Source organism: Algibacter agarivorans, assembly GCF_039543245.1.
Lineage (GTDB): Bacteria > Bacteroidota > Bacteroidia > Flavobacteriales > Flavobacteriaceae > Algibacter_G > Algibacter_G agarivorans.
This window is the reverse complement of sequence record NZ_BAABJJ010000001.1, coordinates 166540-183812: the sequence shown is the minus strand read 5'-3', so window position 1 is coordinate 183812 and position 17273 is coordinate 166540. Positions and strand designations below refer to the sequence as shown.

Annotated in this window: 21 protein-coding genes, 1 tRNA gene and 1 riboswitch; of the genes, 18 read left to right on the top strand and 4 right to left on the bottom strand. The window is 32.5% G+C overall.

Annotation, left to right across the window (positions count from 1 at the left end; all coding sequences use genetic code 11):
- The first annotated feature begins 38 nt into the window (after window positions 1–38).
- The 9 genes from ABD935_RS00880 (at window position 39) to ABD935_RS00840 (ending at window position 8951) form a co-directional block, all read left to right on the top strand.
- Window positions 39–1232, top strand: coding sequence for an FtsW/RodA/SpoVE family cell cycle protein (locus tag ABD935_RS00880; RefSeq protein ID WP_345189574.1), 1194 nt, complete (start codon window positions 39–41; stop codon window positions 1230–1232).
- A 40-nt stretch (window positions 1233–1272) separates the two neighbouring features.
- On the top strand, window positions 1273–1617 hold the full coding sequence (locus tag ABD935_RS00875; RefSeq protein WP_345189573.1) for a four helix bundle protein: 345 nt from the start codon (window positions 1273–1275) through the stop codon (window positions 1615–1617).
- Window positions 1618–2769, top strand: a complete 1152-nt coding sequence (murG, locus tag ABD935_RS00870; RefSeq protein ID WP_345189572.1) for an undecaprenyldiphospho-muramoylpentapeptide beta-N-acetylglucosaminyltransferase — start codon at window positions 1618–1620, stop codon at window positions 2767–2769.
- Window positions 2762–4168 (top strand): UDP-N-acetylmuramate--L-alanine ligase, encoded by a 1407-nt coding sequence (gene murC / locus ABD935_RS00865; RefSeq protein ID WP_345189571.1) that lies wholly within the window; start codon window positions 2762–2764, stop codon window positions 4166–4168. Before murG ends, murC begins: the two co-directional genes overlap by 8 nt.
- 16 nt (window positions 4169–4184) lie before the next feature.
- Window positions 4185–4877, top strand: coding sequence for a cell division protein FtsQ/DivIB (locus tag ABD935_RS00860; protein ID WP_345189570.1), 693 nt, complete (start codon window positions 4185–4187; stop codon window positions 4875–4877).
- A gap of 3 nt (window positions 4878–4880) precedes the next feature.
- A complete protein-coding gene (gene ftsA, locus ABD935_RS00855; RefSeq protein ID WP_345189569.1) occupies window positions 4881–6194 on the top strand; it encodes a cell division protein FtsA in 1314 nt (437 codons plus the stop codon).
- A gap of 53 nt (window positions 6195–6247) precedes the next feature.
- Complete coding sequence (ftsZ, locus tag ABD935_RS00850) at window positions 6248–8236, top strand: cell division protein FtsZ (RefSeq protein WP_345189568.1); 1989 nt, start codon at window positions 6248–6250, stop codon at window positions 8234–8236.
- Window positions 8237–8414: 178 nt separating this feature from the next.
- Window positions 8415–8864 carry a GatB/YqeY domain-containing protein gene (locus tag ABD935_RS00845; RefSeq protein WP_345189567.1) on the top strand — a complete coding sequence of 150 codons (450 nt, stop codon included), beginning with the start codon at window positions 8415–8417 and terminating at the stop codon, window positions 8862–8864.
- Window positions 8865–8877: 13 nt separating this feature from the next.
- Window positions 8878–8951, top strand: a tRNA-Arg gene (locus tag ABD935_RS00840).
- A gap of 317 nt (window positions 8952–9268) precedes the next feature.
- On the opposite strand, the gene ABD935_RS00835 is transcribed toward ABD935_RS00840, so the two are convergent.
- The gene (locus ABD935_RS00835; protein ID WP_345189566.1) at window positions 9269–9481 is read right to left on the bottom strand and encodes a helix-turn-helix domain-containing protein; all 213 of its coding nucleotides are present in this window, start codon (window positions 9479–9481) and stop codon (window positions 9269–9271) included.
- A 206-nt stretch (window positions 9482–9687) separates the two neighbouring features.
- Between ABD935_RS00835 and ABD935_RS00830 the strand changes: the two genes are divergently transcribed.
- The 6 genes from ABD935_RS00830 (at window position 9688) to ABD935_RS00805 (ending at window position 12945) form a co-directional block, all read left to right on the top strand.
- The gene (locus ABD935_RS00830) at window positions 9688–9987 is read left to right on the top strand and encodes a DUF6804 family protein (protein WP_345189565.1); all 300 of its coding nucleotides are present in this window, start codon (window positions 9688–9690) and stop codon (window positions 9985–9987) included.
- Window positions 9980–10192: a hypothetical protein gene (locus tag ABD935_RS00825; RefSeq protein WP_345189564.1), complete on the top strand. Its 213-nt coding sequence runs from the start codon at window positions 9980–9982 to the stop codon at window positions 10190–10192. Before ABD935_RS00830 ends, ABD935_RS00825 begins: the two co-directional genes overlap by 8 nt.
- A 70-nt stretch (window positions 10193–10262) precedes the next feature.
- Window positions 10263–10667: a hypothetical protein gene (locus ABD935_RS00820; RefSeq protein WP_345189563.1), complete on the top strand. Its 405-nt coding sequence runs from the start codon at window positions 10263–10265 to the stop codon at window positions 10665–10667.
- Between the two features lie 2 nt (window positions 10668–10669).
- The gene (locus ABD935_RS00815; protein WP_345189562.1) at window positions 10670–10852 is read left to right on the top strand and encodes a hypothetical protein; all 183 of its coding nucleotides are present in this window, start codon (window positions 10670–10672) and stop codon (window positions 10850–10852) included.
- Between the two features lie 115 nt (window positions 10853–10967).
- Complete coding sequence (locus ABD935_RS00810; protein ID WP_345189561.1) at window positions 10968–11786, top strand: hypothetical protein; 819 nt, start codon at window positions 10968–10970, stop codon at window positions 11784–11786.
- A 775-nt stretch (window positions 11787–12561) separates the two neighbouring features.
- On the top strand, window positions 12562–12945 hold the full coding sequence (locus tag ABD935_RS00805; protein ID WP_345189560.1) for a hypothetical protein: 384 nt from the start codon (window positions 12562–12564) through the stop codon (window positions 12943–12945).
- On the opposite strand, the gene ABD935_RS00800 is transcribed toward ABD935_RS00805, so the two are convergent.
- The 3 genes from ABD935_RS00800 to ABD935_RS00790 form a co-directional block, all read right to left on the bottom strand.
- Window positions 12918–13307, bottom strand: a complete 390-nt coding sequence (locus ABD935_RS00800) for a hypothetical protein (protein ID WP_345189559.1) — start codon at window positions 13305–13307, stop codon at window positions 12918–12920. The two genes, ABD935_RS00805 and ABD935_RS00800, sit on opposite strands and share 28 nt — an antisense overlap.
- Window positions 13308–13361: 54 nt before the next feature.
- Window positions 13362–13451: riboswitch (SAM-I-IV-variant riboswitch) on the bottom strand.
- 52 nt (window positions 13452–13503) lie between these two features.
- Window positions 13504–14412, bottom strand: a complete 909-nt coding sequence (locus tag ABD935_RS00795) for a hypothetical protein (RefSeq protein ID WP_345189558.1) — start codon at window positions 14410–14412, stop codon at window positions 13504–13506.
- A 5-nt stretch (window positions 14413–14417) separates the two neighbouring features.
- Window positions 14418–14684: a helix-turn-helix domain-containing protein gene (locus ABD935_RS00790; protein ID WP_345189557.1), complete on the bottom strand. Its 267-nt coding sequence runs from the start codon at window positions 14682–14684 to the stop codon at window positions 14418–14420.
- Window positions 14685–15153: 469 nt separating this feature from the next.
- Between ABD935_RS00790 and ABD935_RS00785 the strand changes: the two genes are divergently transcribed.
- Genes ABD935_RS00785 through ABD935_RS00775 form a run of 3 tightly spaced genes read left to right on the top strand, consistent with a single transcriptional unit; the run spans window position 15154 to window position 17209 of the window.
- Window positions 15154–15582 (top strand): hypothetical protein, encoded by a 429-nt coding sequence (locus ABD935_RS00785; RefSeq protein WP_345189556.1) that lies wholly within the window; start codon window positions 15154–15156, stop codon window positions 15580–15582.
- A gap of 3 nt (window positions 15583–15585) precedes the next feature.
- On the top strand, window positions 15586–15924 hold the full coding sequence (locus tag ABD935_RS00780; protein WP_345189555.1) for a hypothetical protein: 339 nt from the start codon (window positions 15586–15588) through the stop codon (window positions 15922–15924).
- A gap of 7 nt (window positions 15925–15931) precedes the next feature.
- Window positions 15932–17209, top strand: coding sequence for a hypothetical protein (locus tag ABD935_RS00775; RefSeq protein WP_345189554.1), 1278 nt, complete (start codon window positions 15932–15934; stop codon window positions 17207–17209).
- Window positions 17210–17273: the final 64 nt, after the last annotated feature.

Here is a 17273-nt window from a genome sequence, read left to right as displayed (position 1 = left end):
GTAGTTAAAAAACATAAAAATACTCTTAGTGGCTAAAAATGCAAACACTATTTAAAAACATAAAAGGCGATAGGTTAATTTGGGCAATAGTAGCACTTTTGGCAATACTGTCGTTTTTGCCTGTGTATAGTGCTGCTAGTAATTTGGCTTATAAGACTGTAGGTGGTAATACTTTTACGTTTTTCGTTAAGCATTTTGTGCATTTAGCTTTAGGATTTGGTATTATGTATGGAGTGCATAAAATCCCATATAGATATTTCAAGGGCTTGTCGTTAGTTATGATTCCAATAATATTGGTTTTGTTAGGTGTTACCATGTTGCAAGGCACAACCATTGAAGGTGCAAATGCTAGTAGATGGATTCAGATACCAATAGTGGGTATGTCTTTTCAAACGTCAACGCTCGCGGCCGTTGTGCTTATGGTGTATGTTGCCAGGTATATGTCTAAAATAAAAGATGAAGTGATTACATTCAAAGCGTCTATTTTACCGCTTTGGACACCTGTTTTTTTTATATTAATACTTATACTTCCTGCTAATTTTTCAACAGCAGCTATTATGTTTTTAATGGTGTTGATGTTGGTTTTTTTAGGCGGATACCCTTTACGTTATTTAGCGGTTATTATAGGGTCGGGTATTTTAGTTTTAACGCTATTTATATTGATTGCAAAGGCTTTTCCTGATGCAATGCCAAATAGAATTGATACATGGATGGGTAGGATTGAAAGTTTTTCAAATCCAGAAGATACCGAAGCCGATTATCAAATAGAAAAAGCAAAAATAGCTATTGCAACTGGAGGTATTAAAGGTGTTGGTCCAGGGAAAAGTATGCAAAAGAACTTTTTGCCACAGTCGTCATCAGATTTTATTTTCGCCATTATTATTGAAGAATACGGACTCATTGGAGGTTTTGTAATCATGATATTATATCTATGGTTGCTTTTTAGAATTGTTATTGTAGCCCAAAAATCCGATACCATTTTTGGAAAGCTTTTGGTACTCGGTGTTGGATTGCCAATTGTGTTTCAGGCATTAATCAATATGGCTGTAGCCGTAGAGTTGTTTCCGGTTACTGGACAAACATTACCATTAATAAGTAGTGGTGGAACCTCAATATGGATGACCTGTTTAGCTATAGGAATCATATTAAGCGTAAGCGCCAAGCGAGAAGAAATAAAAGGACAAGAAATTAATGAAGATAACCCGTTAGAAATCCTATCGGAAACTATTTGAAAAAAATAAGATATACGATTTTCGAATTACGATTTGAGCTATGAAACAAGTATTGAAAAATAGAACTAAGAAATATGCAGCTGATTGTTGGAATCTCTGTACTAAGTTTCCTGTTTCAAGAGATTATAACGCTTTTTGTAATCAGTTAATTAGATGTTCCAGTTCTGTTGGAGCAAATTATAGAGCTGCTTGTCGAGCAAAATCGACAGCAGATTTTATAAAAATTGTTGAAGAGGAGGCAGATGAGAGTATGTATTTCTTAGAGTTGTTGTTAGAGGTAAGTGATAAAGAGCATGTAGAAATGAAAAGGTTACATACGGAAGGAAATGAATTGTTATCAATTATAGTGGCGTCTATTAAAACGATGCGTAATCGTAAATCGTAAATGGGAAATCGTAAATCTAAGACATATAAAATTATCCTTTCAGGAGGAGGCACAGGAGGGCATATTTATCCTGCTATTGCTATTGCAAACGAGTTGAAAAAGCGTTTCCCGGATGCTGAATTTTTATTTGTAGGAGCAAAGGATAGAATGGAAATGGAAAAAGTGCCACAAGCTGGATATCATATTAAAGGTCTTTGGATTTCTGGTATTCAGCGTAAGTTAACATTAAAAAATTTAAGTTTTCCTTTTAAAGTGATTAGTAGCCTTTGGAATGCTCGTAAAATCATAAAGTCGTTCAAGCCTAATGTGGCTATTGGAACAGGCGGTTTTGCAAGCGGTCCATTATTACAAATGGCTGCTTCAAGCAATATTCCAACATTAATTCAGGAACAGAATTCGTATCCTGGAATAACAAACAAATTATTGTCTAAAAAAGCTAAAAAAATATGTGTTGCTTATGATGGCTTAGATCGATTTTTTCCAAAAGAAAAAATCATAAAAACAGGTAACCCAGTACGTCAAGGATTATTGGATATAGATAGCAAAACCGTTGAAGCTAAAAACTTTTTCAATTTAAAACACGGAAAAAACACGTTGTTAGTAATTGGAGGGAGTTTAGGTTCAAGACGAATTAATGAACTGATTGAAAAAGAATTGGATTTTTTTGATACTCAGAATGTTCAAATTATCTGGCAATGTGGTAAGCTTTATTATCAGCAATATAAAATTTATAATAACACAAATAATGTGCAAGTATTTGAGTTTTTAAATAATATGGATTTTGCTTATGCAGCGGCAGATGTGGTGATTTCTAGAGCGGGAGCTAGTTCGGTTTCGGAGCTTTGTATTGTTGGTAAGCCGGTTATTTTTATTCCGTCTCCAAATGTTGCAGAAGACCATCAAACAAAAAATGCCATGGCGATTGTAAATAAAGATGCGGCATTATTAATCAAGGAGGAAGATTTAGATGCCGATTTTGAAAATAAGTTTTTGCAACTTGTAGCGTCACGAGAAAAGCAAAGAGAATTAGGGCAGAATATAAAAAAATTAGCATTAGTAAACGCAACTAAACAAATTGCAGACGAAGTAGAAAAACTTCTTAAATCCCATATTCCGTCTTCCCAAAAGGAAGAAACTAACAAAAATGAGTAAAAAAGAAACTAATATATCGTCCACTAAAAAAAACCTTCCCTTAGGGAGGAAGGGTTTGGGATGGGATAACATTTATTTCATCGGCATTGGCGGAATAGGAATGAGTGCGATAGCGCGTTATTTTCACGCCAATAAAATGCAAGTTGCTGGATACGATAAAACACAAACGGAAATTACAGATGGTTTGGTTGCATTAGGTATCCAAATTCATTTTGATGATGCTATTGAAAGCATAGATGCTGTGTTTTTGGATAAAGAAGACACTTTAGTTGTTTACACGCCTGCAATCCCCGTTGGTCATAAAGAATTAAACTTTTTTAAAGATAATGGCTTTCAAGTTATTAAGCGCTCTAAGATTTTAGGATTAATAACTGAAAACACGTTTTGTTTGGCTGTGGCTGGAACACACGGGAAAACGACCACTACAAGTATTTTGGGTCATTTAATGAATGTATGTAATGTGCCTGTAACTGCGTTCTTAGGAGGAGTAAGTGAAAATTATAATTCTAATTTGATACTAAACGGAACAGAGGTTTCGGTGGTTGAAGCAGATGAATTTGATCGTTCATTTTTAACCTTGTCTCCTGATTTAGCATGCATTACCTCTATGGATGCAGATCATTTAGATATTTACGGCGATGCTTCTGAGTTAAAAAAATCCTTTGAAGATTTTTCAAAAAGAATCAAACCTAATGGCAAGCTTTTCGTTAAAAACGGATTGCCGTTAAATGGTATTACTTATGGTATTGAAGATGTTTCAGATTATACTATTCAAAATATAAAAATAGAAAACGGTACATATGTTTTTGATGTGAAAACACCAAAAACAGTACTTGAAAAATTACAATTTAACCTGCCTGGTAGACACAATCTGTCGAATGCATTAATAGCCTTGGCGATGGCTGTAGAATATGGTTGCCCTAGCTGGCAGCTCGCCAAAGCTTTAGCATCTTATAAGGGGGTTAAGCGCAGATTTACCTATCATATAAAAACGGAAAATTTGGTGTTTATTGATGATTATGCGCACCACCCAGAAGAAATTAATGCGGTGCATCAAGCGGTCAGGGAAATGTATCCTAATAAAAAAGTGTTAGCTATTTTTCAACCACATTTATATAGTAGAACACGCGATTTTATTGACGATTTTGCTAAAAGTTTATCGCAATTCGATGAGTTATTACTCTTGGAAATTTATCCTGCAAGAGAATTACCTATTGATGGTGTAACTTCAAAATGGTTGTTAGATAAAATAAATAATAAAAACAAGCAGTTGGTTGGTAAAAAGGAGCTGCTGTCTCAAATACACAAAAGTAACGCCCAAATTATTTTAACTATGGGGGCAGGAGATATTGGTGAAGAAGTCAAACACATAAAAAAAGAATTTAGCATTGCGAGTTAATTGGAATTACATAAAGATGTTCGTTTTATTAGGATTAGTAGTCTTTTTATTCGCATTTGCGTCCGGTAGAAATGCATCTAGGGATGTGTCTAAGCCCCATGTTAAATTTATTGGTAAAAACAACCTTTTTATAACAAACGAAACTGTTAGTAAATTGTTAATACAAAAATACGGAGGTATTAAAAACATGCCTAAAGAAACTTTAGTTTTGAATGAATTAGAAAAAGCCCTCATGTCTAATCCAATGATAAAAACTGCAGAAGTGTATGTTACTGTAAATGGTACGCTTAACGCAGAAGTAGAACAAAAAACACCTATTGCAAGAGTCAGTACTAATGCGTCTTATTATATTGATGATGAAGGTTTTTTTATGCCATTGTCAAACAATTATTCAGCTAGAGTACCATTGGTTACGGGTTATGTTGAAAAAAATAATTTAAAAAACGTCTATAAAGTAGCGTGTAAAATTAAAGAAGATGGGTTTTTGAAGAAACATGTTATCGAGATTCATCAAGACATTAATAAAAGGCTTTCATTAAGACTTAGACAATGTGATTTTTTAGTGCAGTTAGGCGATGTTAAATTTTTAAATAAAAAAATAAATAATTTAAAAGCGTTTTATCAAAAGAACAAAAAAGAAAATACGCTTATGAGTTATAGTAAAGTCAATTTGCAGTTTGAAAACCAAGTAATATGTACCAAAATTTAAGCCATGGAGCATAATTTAGCAGTAGGATTAGACATAGGAACCACGAAAATTGTGGCCATGATTGGGCGTAGAAACGAATACGGCAAGGTCGAAATTTTAGGTATAGGTAAATCTAAAAGTTTAGGAGTGCATCGTGGTGTTGTGAATAATATTACACAAACCATACAGTCTATTCAACAAGCCGTTCAAGAAGCAGAGGTTGCTGCGGATATGAAGATAGAAGATGTTACAGTAGGTATTGCAGGACAACACATCCGTAGTTTACAGCATAGTGATTATATAACACGATCAAATTCTGAAACGGTTATTGATGAGGATGATATTGATAGGCTTATTAATCAAGTACATAAGCTCGTAATGCTTCCTGGAGAAGAAATTATTCACGTATTACCACAAGAATATAAAGTTGATGGGCAAGCCGAAATAAAAGAACCAATAGGTATGTATGGTGGCCGTTTAGAAGCTAACTTTCATGTGGTAGTCGGTCAAGTATCGTCTATTAGAAATATTGGGCGTTGCATTCAAAGTGCAGGTTTAAATTTAGAAGGCATTACGTTAGAACCATTAGCTTCCGCAAATGCGGTGTTAAGCCAAGAAGAAAAAGAAGCTGGTGTGGCACTAATCGATATCGGTGGTGGAACAACAGATTTAGCAATTTTCAGAGATGGCATTATCCGTCATACCGCAGTAATTCCTTTCGGCGGAAATGTGATTACCGAGGACATTAAAGAAGGGTGCTCAATTATAGAAAAGCAAGCGGAATTATTAAAAATAAAATTTGGTTCGGCATGGCCAGGTGAGAATAAAGATAATGAGATTGTGTCTATTCCTGGATTGAGAGGAAGAGAGCCAAAAGAAATCACATTAAAGAACTTGTCTAAAATCATCCATGCACGTGTTGTTGAAATTGTAGAACAAGTGTATGTTGAAATTAAAAATTACGGACATGAAGAGCAAAAGAAAAAATTAATTGCAGGTATTGTTTTAACAGGTGGTGGTAGCCAACTAAAACATTTAAAGCAGTTAGTAGAGTATATAACAGGAATGGATACCAGAATTGGGTATCCAAACGAGCATTTGGCCGGCGATAGTGATGATGATATCACAAGCCCTTTATTCGCAACGGCCGTTGGTTTAGTTTTAGATGGTTTAAAACGTCAAGACAGAAAGAAGATTGAGCAACAAGAAGAGCAAGTTGTAAATGAATCTGAAACACCAATAGAAGAAGATGTTAAAGAACAACCTATCAAGGAAAGACGCTCATTTCTTGATAAGTTAACAGATCGCGTTAAGGATTTTTTAGATAACGCAGAGTGATTAAATCCATTGAATTGAGAATATTTAGTATAAAACCCCAGTAAAACAGTATTATGAGCAGCAAAAAAGAATTCGAAAGCATCGCATTTGATTTACCTAAGAATCAGTCAAATGTTATTAAAGTTATTGGCGTTGGTGGTGGCGGTAGTAATGCCATTAATCATATGTTCCAACAAGGCATCAAGGGCGTAGATTTTTACGTTTGTAATACAGATGCTCAAGCCCTTCAAAACAGTGGCGTTCCAAATAAGATACAATTAGGCCTTAACTTAACCGAAGGTCTAGGAGCAGGAGCAAACCCAGATATAGGGGAGCAGTCTGCCGTTGAAAGTTTTGATGACATTGCTCAAATGCTCGATACAAATACTAAAATGGTTTTTATTACTGCTGGAATGGGCGGTGGTACAGGTACTGGTGCTGCGCCAATTATTGCTAAAATGGCTAAAGATTTAGACATTTTAACTGTAGGTATTGTAACTATGCCATTTCAGTTTGAAGGTAGAATGCGTATCGAACAATCTCAAAAAGGGATTGAAAGATTAAGAAACGTAGTAGATTCTTTAATTGTAATTAATAATAACAAGCTGCGTGAAGTTTATGGAAATCTTGGTTTTAAAGCTGGGTTCTCTAAAGCCGATGAAGTGCTATCTACCGCTGCTCGTGGTATAGCCGAAGTTATTACACATCACTACACACAAAACATCGATTTACGCGATGCTAAGACCGTATTAAGTAATAGTGGAACGGCCATTATGGGTTCTGCATTGGCATCAGGTCAAAACCGTGCCCAAGATGCTATTCGTAAAGCTTTGGATTCACCATTATTAAACGATAATAAAATAACTGGAGCTAAAAACGTATTGCTGCTAATTGTTTCAGGTTCTCATGAAATTACGATTGATGAAATAGGTGAAATTAACGATCATATCCAGAATGAAGCTGGCCATGGCGCTAATATCATTATGGGTGTAGGTGAAGATGAATCTTTAGAAGAATCAATAGCTGTAACCATTATAGCTACAGGGTTCAATATAGAGCAGCAAGATGAGATTTCTAATACAGAAACTAAAAAAGTAGTGCATTCTCTTAGTGAAGAACAAGACCTAGATTCTATTGAAAGAGAGCCAGTAATTATTGCGCCTATTATAGAATTAGAAGAGAAAAAGGAAACGCCAGTAGTCCGTCATACATTAGATTTAGAAACTGAAGAAGATGAAGCTATTAGTTTTTCCAACAAACAAAAGTTTGTTGAACCTTCTGAAAATATAGATTTAATACCTACTTCAGAAATCATTAAGAATATTGATGTTGTTTATAATGAAGTAACAGCTAACATCGAAGAAAATGATGAAGATTTCATCATTAAACCAGTAACTAGAATGACAACAGAAGTTGAGGATATGACTGATGTTGAAGTTATTTCAGATAATATAGAAGAAGAACAACAAATTACTTTGACTTTTGATTTACCATTATCTTTTGAGAAAGAAGAAGACCTTGAAGAAGAAAAAGAAGATGTAATATCTTATAATTTAACTGAAGATGAAGTTAAAGACATTTCTGTAAACGATTATGTTGAGTTGATTACAGTTACAGAAACTAATGAAGAGGGCGATGTGCGTTATGCACTCGATGATTATGTTGAGGTTGAGTCTTCAATAAATAAAAAGCAACGAATATCAAAAGAAACTTTAGAAGACATCGATGAAGAGGTTGTTTTTGAAAAGAAGACCTTAAAAGAACCTACTATAGAAGAAGATACAGCGGATGAAATTGACCCGATGAATACGCCCATTTCAGAATTGCTTAAAGAACGTGCAGATGAGCGCAGACGTAAAATGAAAGATTTTAATCATAAATTCAATAGTTCAAAAATTGATGACATAGAAAAAATTCCTGCTTACAAGCGTCAAGGTATAGATTTAAGCGAGGCCAAACATTCTTCTGAAACCGATTTCTCTAGAACAAGTATTGGATTAGACGATAATGATGATATACAGCTAAGAACTAATAATTCATTTTTACACGATAATGTAGATTGATTTATGGGAATTTAACCTAGTGCGTTATTTAATACCCGAGAAGTCCCTCAGCTTTTCGGGTTTTTTATTCCTGCGAAGGCATGAATATCTTCAATTAAAAATAAATAACTAATGCTTACACAAGACACCTAAATGCTAAGTTTTTTTTATCTTCGCATTAAGTAAATATTGAAAAATTATGGGTTTACAACAAGATATTATGTTGGCTTTAAAAGAGGCTATGAAAGCTAAAGACCAAGTAGCCTTAACAGCATTGCGCGCTGTGAAATCGGCTATATTACTCGCACAAACTGAAAGCGGAGCAAAAGAAGATTTAACAGAAGAACAGGAGCTTAAAATACTTCAAAAATTAGTTAAGCAACGTAAGGATAGTGCTGCTATTTATTTAGAACAGGATAGAAAGGATTTAGCATTACCAGAAATAGACGAAGCTGAGGTAATTAGCCAGTTTTTGCCTGAAGCTTTAACCGATGAAGAAATTGAAAAAGTAGTCGTAGCTGTTATAGAGCAAATAGGAGCAGAGGGCATGAAAGACATGGGAAAAGTCATGGGTATGGTCAGTAAAGAATTAGCTGGGCAAGCAGATGGAAAAACCATTTCTAATATTGTGAAAGCTAAATTATCTTAAACATAGAATAAACGGCTGCGTAGTTCAACTGGATAGAATATCAGATTTCGGCTCTGAGGGTTGGGGGTTCGAATCCCTTCGCGGTCACTAAAGTAAAATGCAATAAACTAATATAGAGTTTGTTGCATTTTTTTGTTTATACAATGTGTCACTTTGTGTGTCACTATTTTGGTGTGTGGGTTACTAGGCTTTAGGAATAACCTTAAGCGGGCTCATTTCAAATTATGGCTGAATAACTTTCAGTAAATGAAAATTTCTGGAAAGATATCTCTGGGTTAAAAGATTTTTTCAAAAGAACGGGGGGTATATAAAAAATCGTAAAAATTCGATTTCTGAGAAAGGGGGTGGGTCAGGAGTCTTTTAAACAGAAGTAATATTTGGTCTTCTATTAAAAAATAGAAGTTTTAATTTTTTTTTAAATCAACTATTTCAGAAATGCCTACATCTAAAGCATTTGCAATCTTTATTAGTGATATGATATTAGGCACATGTTCCCCTCGTTCTATTCGCCCAATTTGGTTTTTAGCTACATCAGCATCAAAATAAAGTTGGAATTGTCTTTCAAGACGTAGCTCACGAGTATTTTCGTCTATTTCCTTTAAAGACAATTGCATCATCAAAAGTCTACTTATTCTAAAAAGATAATAACCAAATGTTTGTGGTATTTGAAAATAATTCTTAACTCTGTAGGAAATATTGTTAGTTATACGGATAAGGAAAACCGTAAAACAATATCACTTATTTGGTTTAATATTGAATTGTCTTAGATGTCATCAATAAAATTAAAAGCAGCTCAAACTAGTTTTTTGAAAAATATTGAAAAATGAAATATTTACTTCTAATATGTGCAAGTCTTTTGTTTATTGCATTAGCAGACCTGCCAATAGGGTACTATACACTTTTAAGAATTGCTGTAACAATTGGAGCTACTGCGGTAGTTGTTATGGAGTTTGAAAATGGGTTTAATTTTTGGGTTATTGCGTTTGGAATTGCTGCAATCGTATTTAATCCATTAATACCAATATATTTAAACAATAAAGATGCTTGGATGCCAATTGATATTGTGGCAGCCATTCTTTTTTTAATCAAATCATTCACTATTAAAACAAATACAGATGAGTAATTCAGACAACGGAGGTACATTAATTGGTTTAATATGGTTAGTAACAATTGGAATTTCAATTGGTTCTGGTATAATGGCTTGGAACTGGATTGAACCCGACAGCTTTTTTGGAGCAATAGGATTTTTAATAGTTTGGGGTATTTTAAGCAGAATAGGGCATTTCTTGGCAATGGGACTTGCTGCTCTATTAGGTGGTATGGATTAAAACTAAACACAACAAAAAGGATAATACATTTGGCATATAGCACTAAATATCAAATGATAACATTAACTAAATGGCTACGAAAAAAATAACCTTATTTACAGCTTTAATATTTTCATTGATATTAGCATCCTGTTCCTCTGATGGCGATAGCAATTCAAACTCTAATGATAAGATAAATCCCCCTGGATGGATTCAAGGTACTTGGATTAACGATTTAGAGACTGGTGGTTTTAGGATTACAACAGATGATATTTGCATTGTTACTGGGAATATACAACAATGTTATAAAGATATTTTAAAGCAAACCGATGGCTCTGTTGTTCAAAAGAATGTAAAGGAAGTAATTACTAACGATTATTATTCTATTGAAATAACATTAAGTTCTGTGATAATAACTTACGAATTTGAACGAGTTTCAGATACTGAAATTGAGTACATAGATAGCATAATGAATACGGTATTAACAAAACAATAAAGATGCTTACTAGAAAAATATATACCGTACTTGTACTAATTATTTCATCACTAGATGCTTTTTCACAGCAAGGAGCGTATCATGATGCTATGATGGAAGAACAAGAATCTGGAGGGCAATTTGGCTTTATTACTGGGCTAATTGTTATTATAGCTTTAATTTATTTTGCCACCAAATCTGATTAGAAGTGTTGCTGATTCATTGAGATAAATATTATACTCTGCTTAATTCCACTAGTATTCTGGTGCGAAATTTAAGCAAAGATTCACAGTCTATATAGAATTAAATAATAATTGCAATATGCTTAATAAAACCGATATTCAGACTAAAACCTCAACTGTTTTCCATGAACTTGAAAAGGAAATTGACAGCACCCAAAAAGAAGCCACCAAAGTTCTACGTATACACCATGGTAAGTTTAGGTTTCACATGAATGAAGGAACTATGGACAGCGAAGATTACCTTAAAAGTGAAAAGGCTTGGGATAATATAGACCAAAAGCTAAAAACGCTTAAACATATAAAGTTGATTCTGGAAAAATACAGAAACGTTTCTGGAGTTGTTGAAGAGTCGGAAGCACTGGATAAAGAATTGTTGAACTATTCGAATATAGCAACACAAAAAGAGCTTCATAATATTGCTGAATTATTTACAGATTACAGGACTCGATTCGCAATAGAAAATTCCGATGTTGATGAACTCATAAAGCTTAAAATCAAGTCAAAGACCAATTCTCAATTCATAAAAGAGACCTTCATAAAAGCATGCCAGAATTTGGATGCATCCATATTTGAACCTCTTATTGATGAAGACCAGTATTTTGAAGAACTGGATAAGTACAGGTTTCTACAATCTATGAAGACTCAATTCGATTATCTAAAAGGAGAAGGGATAAAAGAGGTGAAATTAGTTATGGGCAAATGCGAAATGTGTTTTATAGGAGCTAAAGTCCATGAGTTCTATGTTAAGCCTAATATTGGAAAGCCTGCTTTTTCATACAACATTCAAGAGGAAAATGGTGAAATTAAAGACATATTCAGATGTAATTTAAGCAGTGGGTATGGAAGAGCAGCACGAGAAGATAGAGACCCAGACATTACCTATATTAATTATGATTAAAGCATAGCATAAACTATTAGTTTACCCCATTATGTAATATTTAATGCTCCTTTGTCTCAAAACTATAATAATGTGAAGCGGTTCTTTTTGTATACCTCAATATTAATGCTGCCGTTTTTAATAATGGTTATAGTCAATGAATCAGTAAGACCAAGTCTCCAGGATAAGCCGTATCAGTTAAATGGTGTTAAAGCCATGAATTCAAGTAAGGTGCAAAAGGATAAATGCTCCTGGTACTGTTATATTGAGACAACTAGCCATTGCAAAGTTAATCATGTCAAATATGCCAAGCCCTTTTTTAAATACATAGACCCTGTGTATTTTGGTATGATAAAATCATTGCATTCGGGTAATAATTACCAGTTTATGAATGTCGTATTCTTAGTGTTTCTAATTCCTTTATTGATGTTCTATTTATTGGTAAAGTCAATAGGAATGGGCTATAGAATTAAAGCTTTAAAACCATAGCCATGAATGATATAGTGAATGAAATATTTGTATACTGTGGAGATTTTATAATAAATTTAGCTAATCTATTAGGGATGTCCTACTACGAGGTAAATGCAGTCATTTTTTGTGTTCTATATCCAGTTTTGGTATTAATATTTTTGATAATTTATATTAAAAAAAGAATGGAGCTAAAACAAGCCATTAAAGGAAAAATGTAATACCTACATAATGAGCATAAAATTGGGCTTTTTGATGGTGTGAAAACGGGCTTTTTTTTGGGTTTGAGGTAAGGGTCTTCGCCAGGGACATATAAATAAAATATTAAATGAACATAAATAAAGTAACTGTTCCAACTTTAAAGGCGGAAATAACTATAGGACTTAATAAGGGGTATTCTGAAGAGTTTTGGAGTGTAATTGAGCTTAAAAATAAATTAGCAGCAGCGCAACAAAAGCTAAAACAAAGAGACGGTATTTTATTAAGTACTAAGGTTACTTTAAGCTTTATTAATTACCCTAAATTTCCAATTGAAAAAGAGTCGTTTAAAAATGGAGTAAGTTTTATTGCAAAAGAACTTATGAATGAGCTTTCACAAAACAGAATTGTAGTTGTTTTTAATGATGAAACCATCATGTTAGAGGACTTACCTGAAATAGATGGTTCCATTAATATTGAATCATTTTATCTCATTCTATTTTTGAATATATAAGGAGTGTGTTTGTAATTTCGTAATCTGTCATAAATACTAGTTTGGGTTGATTTTAGGTTTAATCCCTTTCGCTTTTTTGCTCTTTTGTCTTTTCTGATTTTTTTAATCTCCGCTTCAGTTTTATTAATCTTATGATTTTCTGGATTGATTTCATCTAATCTTTCTAAGATGAAATGAGCTAAGAGATTAAAATGACTATCAGTTAACTTTTTAATTGTTCTAGGGTTGGTGTTTCTTTTCTCAAAAAAATTAAATAGTTCGTTTGGTGAAATTTGTAATGCTTTAGCCATTTTTGTGAGGTTAAAGTTGAGTGTTTCTTTTCTGAAGTTTATAAGAATTTCATTTTGATTATTGTTTTCCATAACTGATTTATTAGTTTTTGTAGAATTAAAATCACACCAGGAACACGAATAGGGGAAGAGTCATTTTTTTGACGAAGTCCGCATTCTAAACCACCTTTGCTTTTGTGCTAGGTTGGTACGCTAAAAGCGTTCCTGATGCAATAAGATTATAGTTTACTTAATTGTAGTATGTCTTATAATTGACATTTTAATATAATTACTCATTTTGTAATGATTTTATATTCATAAGAAGGTAATATTTCTTAATGATATCATCTCTTAAAACAGAATGGATTTTATTCTGGTTATACTTCTTAATTAGTTTTATAAAATCTCTGAGGGTTTCTTTTTTTTCTTCACTTTTAATATTGCTCCAATGATTCGGATTGATGCAATTTTTGAACAAAAATATTTGGTCTTCTCTAACGCCCTCTGGTGCTTTAAGTGAATCAACAATCATTATTTTATTGAAGTGATTTAAAAACGCACTGAACAAGCTCTTAAAAGCATAATTGCCCAATTGATTGAGGTTAATTATGCCCATTTTATGTAAGTATCTAGAGCCTGTAATTTTCAGCTCTACTCTCAATAGGTTTTTATCAATAACTAAGTATTGCTTTCCCTTATCATAGAGCTTTAAACTATAATCTGTTTTTTCAAATTCTTTATAACTTCCCTTCCCTCTATAGTTAAGTTTTCTATTATGGTCTTTGAGGTCATACATGAGTATGTGTTTATTAATTAAAATCTTAGGGTCTTTGTTGACTGTAATATTAAAGCCGAATTCTAAATTGGTAATTATAGTTTCCTCTTTATTTATTTGAAGCGTGTCACAAAGATTGTTTATAGCAAACTCACATTGTTTAAAACTAAAATCGCTATGGTTTTGGTTTCCAGCTCCTGTTATTAGATTATAGTATTTATGTATACTGCCCTTAACGATTGCTTGATTCTGAGTAATCCTTATTTCTAGATTCTCCAATTTTCCAACTTTGGGGTAATCACTAGCTTCTCCTGTAAATCTATCGAATGGTGATTTTAAGCTTATGAGGTCATTATTTTCAATACCACTTTCAAACCTTAATTTGTCAGCGTCTGTTATTCTGAATTTTATATTATCTATCATAATTTTTACTCTTTTAAATTGGTAATAATTTCCGATTTCTTATAGTACACTCTTCTACCAAGGTATCGAGATGTTAATACACCTGCCTTTGTCCAATTGTTTAGAGTGGGCAAGCTTATTTTAAGCATTTCAGCTGTTTCTTGTCTGGTTAAAAGTGCTTCTGGTTCTTGTTTGTCTGTTTGCTTTGAACTCTCTATTATTTCGCTAATTTTTGAGCAAAGCTGTCCTATAAGCTCGTCTGAAGACAAGCCTTCAAAAAGTATTCTTTTCATTTTATATGTATTTAATAATTCAACTTTTGTTCAGGATTTTATATGCCTGAATCTTTTGGGATAAGTTGAATGCGCACTCAAATCTTATACTCTAAAGATAAAACAATAAAACGCTCAAAAAACACGTCTTAAAGTACTGAAATTGAATTAGTTAATGTGAATTTGGATTAGCTAATGTAAAACGTAATTATCACATAATCAATATGTTAATAAAATGAGTTTTTTGTCTTAGTTAATATGAAAATGAGTTTAACTTAATTTTAACATTGCATGCTATAAAAATGACCTGTTTTGGGTGTTTTTTAGGTTAAAAAAAAGTGCTTTTTTAGCCTAATTCTTCTGGTTTTCAGTTTTGGGTCACAAAAACTTGTAAATATTGGACGATATTTTTATTTTATTTTACGCTTTCCCATGTTTAATTTCTGACACCTTTTTGTATATTGGCTGCACTTAAGGTTAATTTTCAAATATGGCATCAAATATTTTTACAACAATAAAAAAAATAATCAATCGAGTAGTTGATGTTGTTCTTCAAGGAAACCTTGATAGAGTTAGAATTTTAGGTGAATTTAATAGGGTTTTTGAATACGCATTTTTAACTTCTGAAATTAACAGAAAATGTAGTGTAACCACCTCTCCTGGGAAGCCTGGATTTGGTCATGCTTTAAGTACTATTTATCCTAGAAGTGGATTTAAAATAACCATATTGAATGATGATTATTTAACTGATACTGATTTGTTTGAAATATCTGGGTATGTTCTGGAGAGTCCTAGTTTTGTAAGAAAGCTTATGGCTGTTGGTTATGATACTCTAATTGTAAAGGGGGAAAATTCAACAGTAGGTCTTCAAATACCATTAAGAAAGTTTGGTAATATAGATGACTACATGATACAATAGTCAATGATAAAAAAAATTATATTAACTACAGCCTTGTTAATGGTACTTGTGCCAATTTCAGTTATACTGATTAGAAAAAGGACTAAAAGAGCTAAATTAAGACGAAAAATTCTAAATGATGGGGATGATTATAAATCCTCTGCTAAAAACATCGTTGATAGTATTAGTAAAAGTAAGACTTTATATAAAGAGTTAATTACTGCTGTCCATCCTGATAAATTTCAAGACACTGGAAAAAGGAAGAAAGCTACAGATTTGGCTTCAAGAATAACTAAGTCCAAAAAAAATTACAACGACCTGGTTCAATTAAAAGGTGAAGTTTCGGAGTTTTTAAATAACTAAGTTTAGCATGAAATATAATAACTCTAAATTTTATATTCTCAATGCGGTTTTATTTTTAGCTATTCTAATTTCAATCTCATTAACCCCTCCAGATTACTCTATTGGGTTAAGAAAGTTTCTGCAACATGAAGACTCCAGGAATATAGATGAAATTCTAAACTCATATTCCTATCCTGTAAAGACTTATTGGAATCAAAAAAACGTAAGTAGGTATGATTTAGAAAAATCATATAAAAAGGCTTGGGAGAAAGTTGAATATTCACGAAATTATTTATTAGAGACAAAGAGGTTAAATAACTTTAATTTTATTTTAACAACCCAGTTTGTTTATAAATTGAAGAATGAAAGTTATACATCAACTGTACGTTCAAAACTTAATGTTAAATTAAACAATGACGGCAAAATTGTTAGCATTGATAATATTGAATTACTTAAGTCATCTGGTACAGATTTACTTAAGAATATAGAAAATCAAGAAAATCAAGAAAATGAAGAAGAACAAATCTTTAATGCTTTAGTAAGAACCTATAGATATACTTTGGTATTTGGGTTTTTTATAATCGTTTTGAATGTCTGGTGGTTTATTTCGTATCGGGATTTTGAAACAAAACGAATAGAACAAGGATTAATAGACCAAGAAAAGGAGAGATTAGCAAAGATTGAAGAAGAAAAACAATGGTTAATTAAAGCAATAGGTATTGAAAAGATTTATGAAGAAAAGGAAGAAAGCATAAAAGCATTAATCGAAAGATTAAAATCCTTGAATTTTAAAGAAAATGTTAGTTCTATATATAAAGAAAGTGAATCCAAGCGGTTGATAGAATTAATAAGAAAAAAATATTTTGATGAGCAAAAGAAGAGATTCGATAAAATTGAGAAAGATAGAATTGCAAAACTTGAGAAAGACAGACTTGAAGCAATAGAAAGAGAAAGACTTGCAAAAATAGAAGAAGAACATCAGAAGGAAAAAAGAAGGCTTTTAAAAATTCAAAGAGAAAAGGAACGTAAAAAACTAGAAAAAACTCGAAAAGAGAAAGAGAAGCGAGAGAAAGAAAGACTAGAAAAAGAAAGGCTAGAAGCAGAGAAACTATCCAAGATTAAACGAGAACACGAGGAAGAAAAGAGAAGGGTGTTGGGAAATAAAGGGGGTGTCATCAAGAAATCTTCTTCATCGGATTTAAGCCAATACTTGGGAAATATTGATGAAGATATATTAAATCATGAGAAAAATCAAAATAACAAAAATGGTGATTTAGGAGAGTATCTAACAGATTTTAAAAAATAAAAAAAGGGAGTCACTTAGACACCATGTATTAAACTGATTTAGTTTAAATTTATACAATAAATTA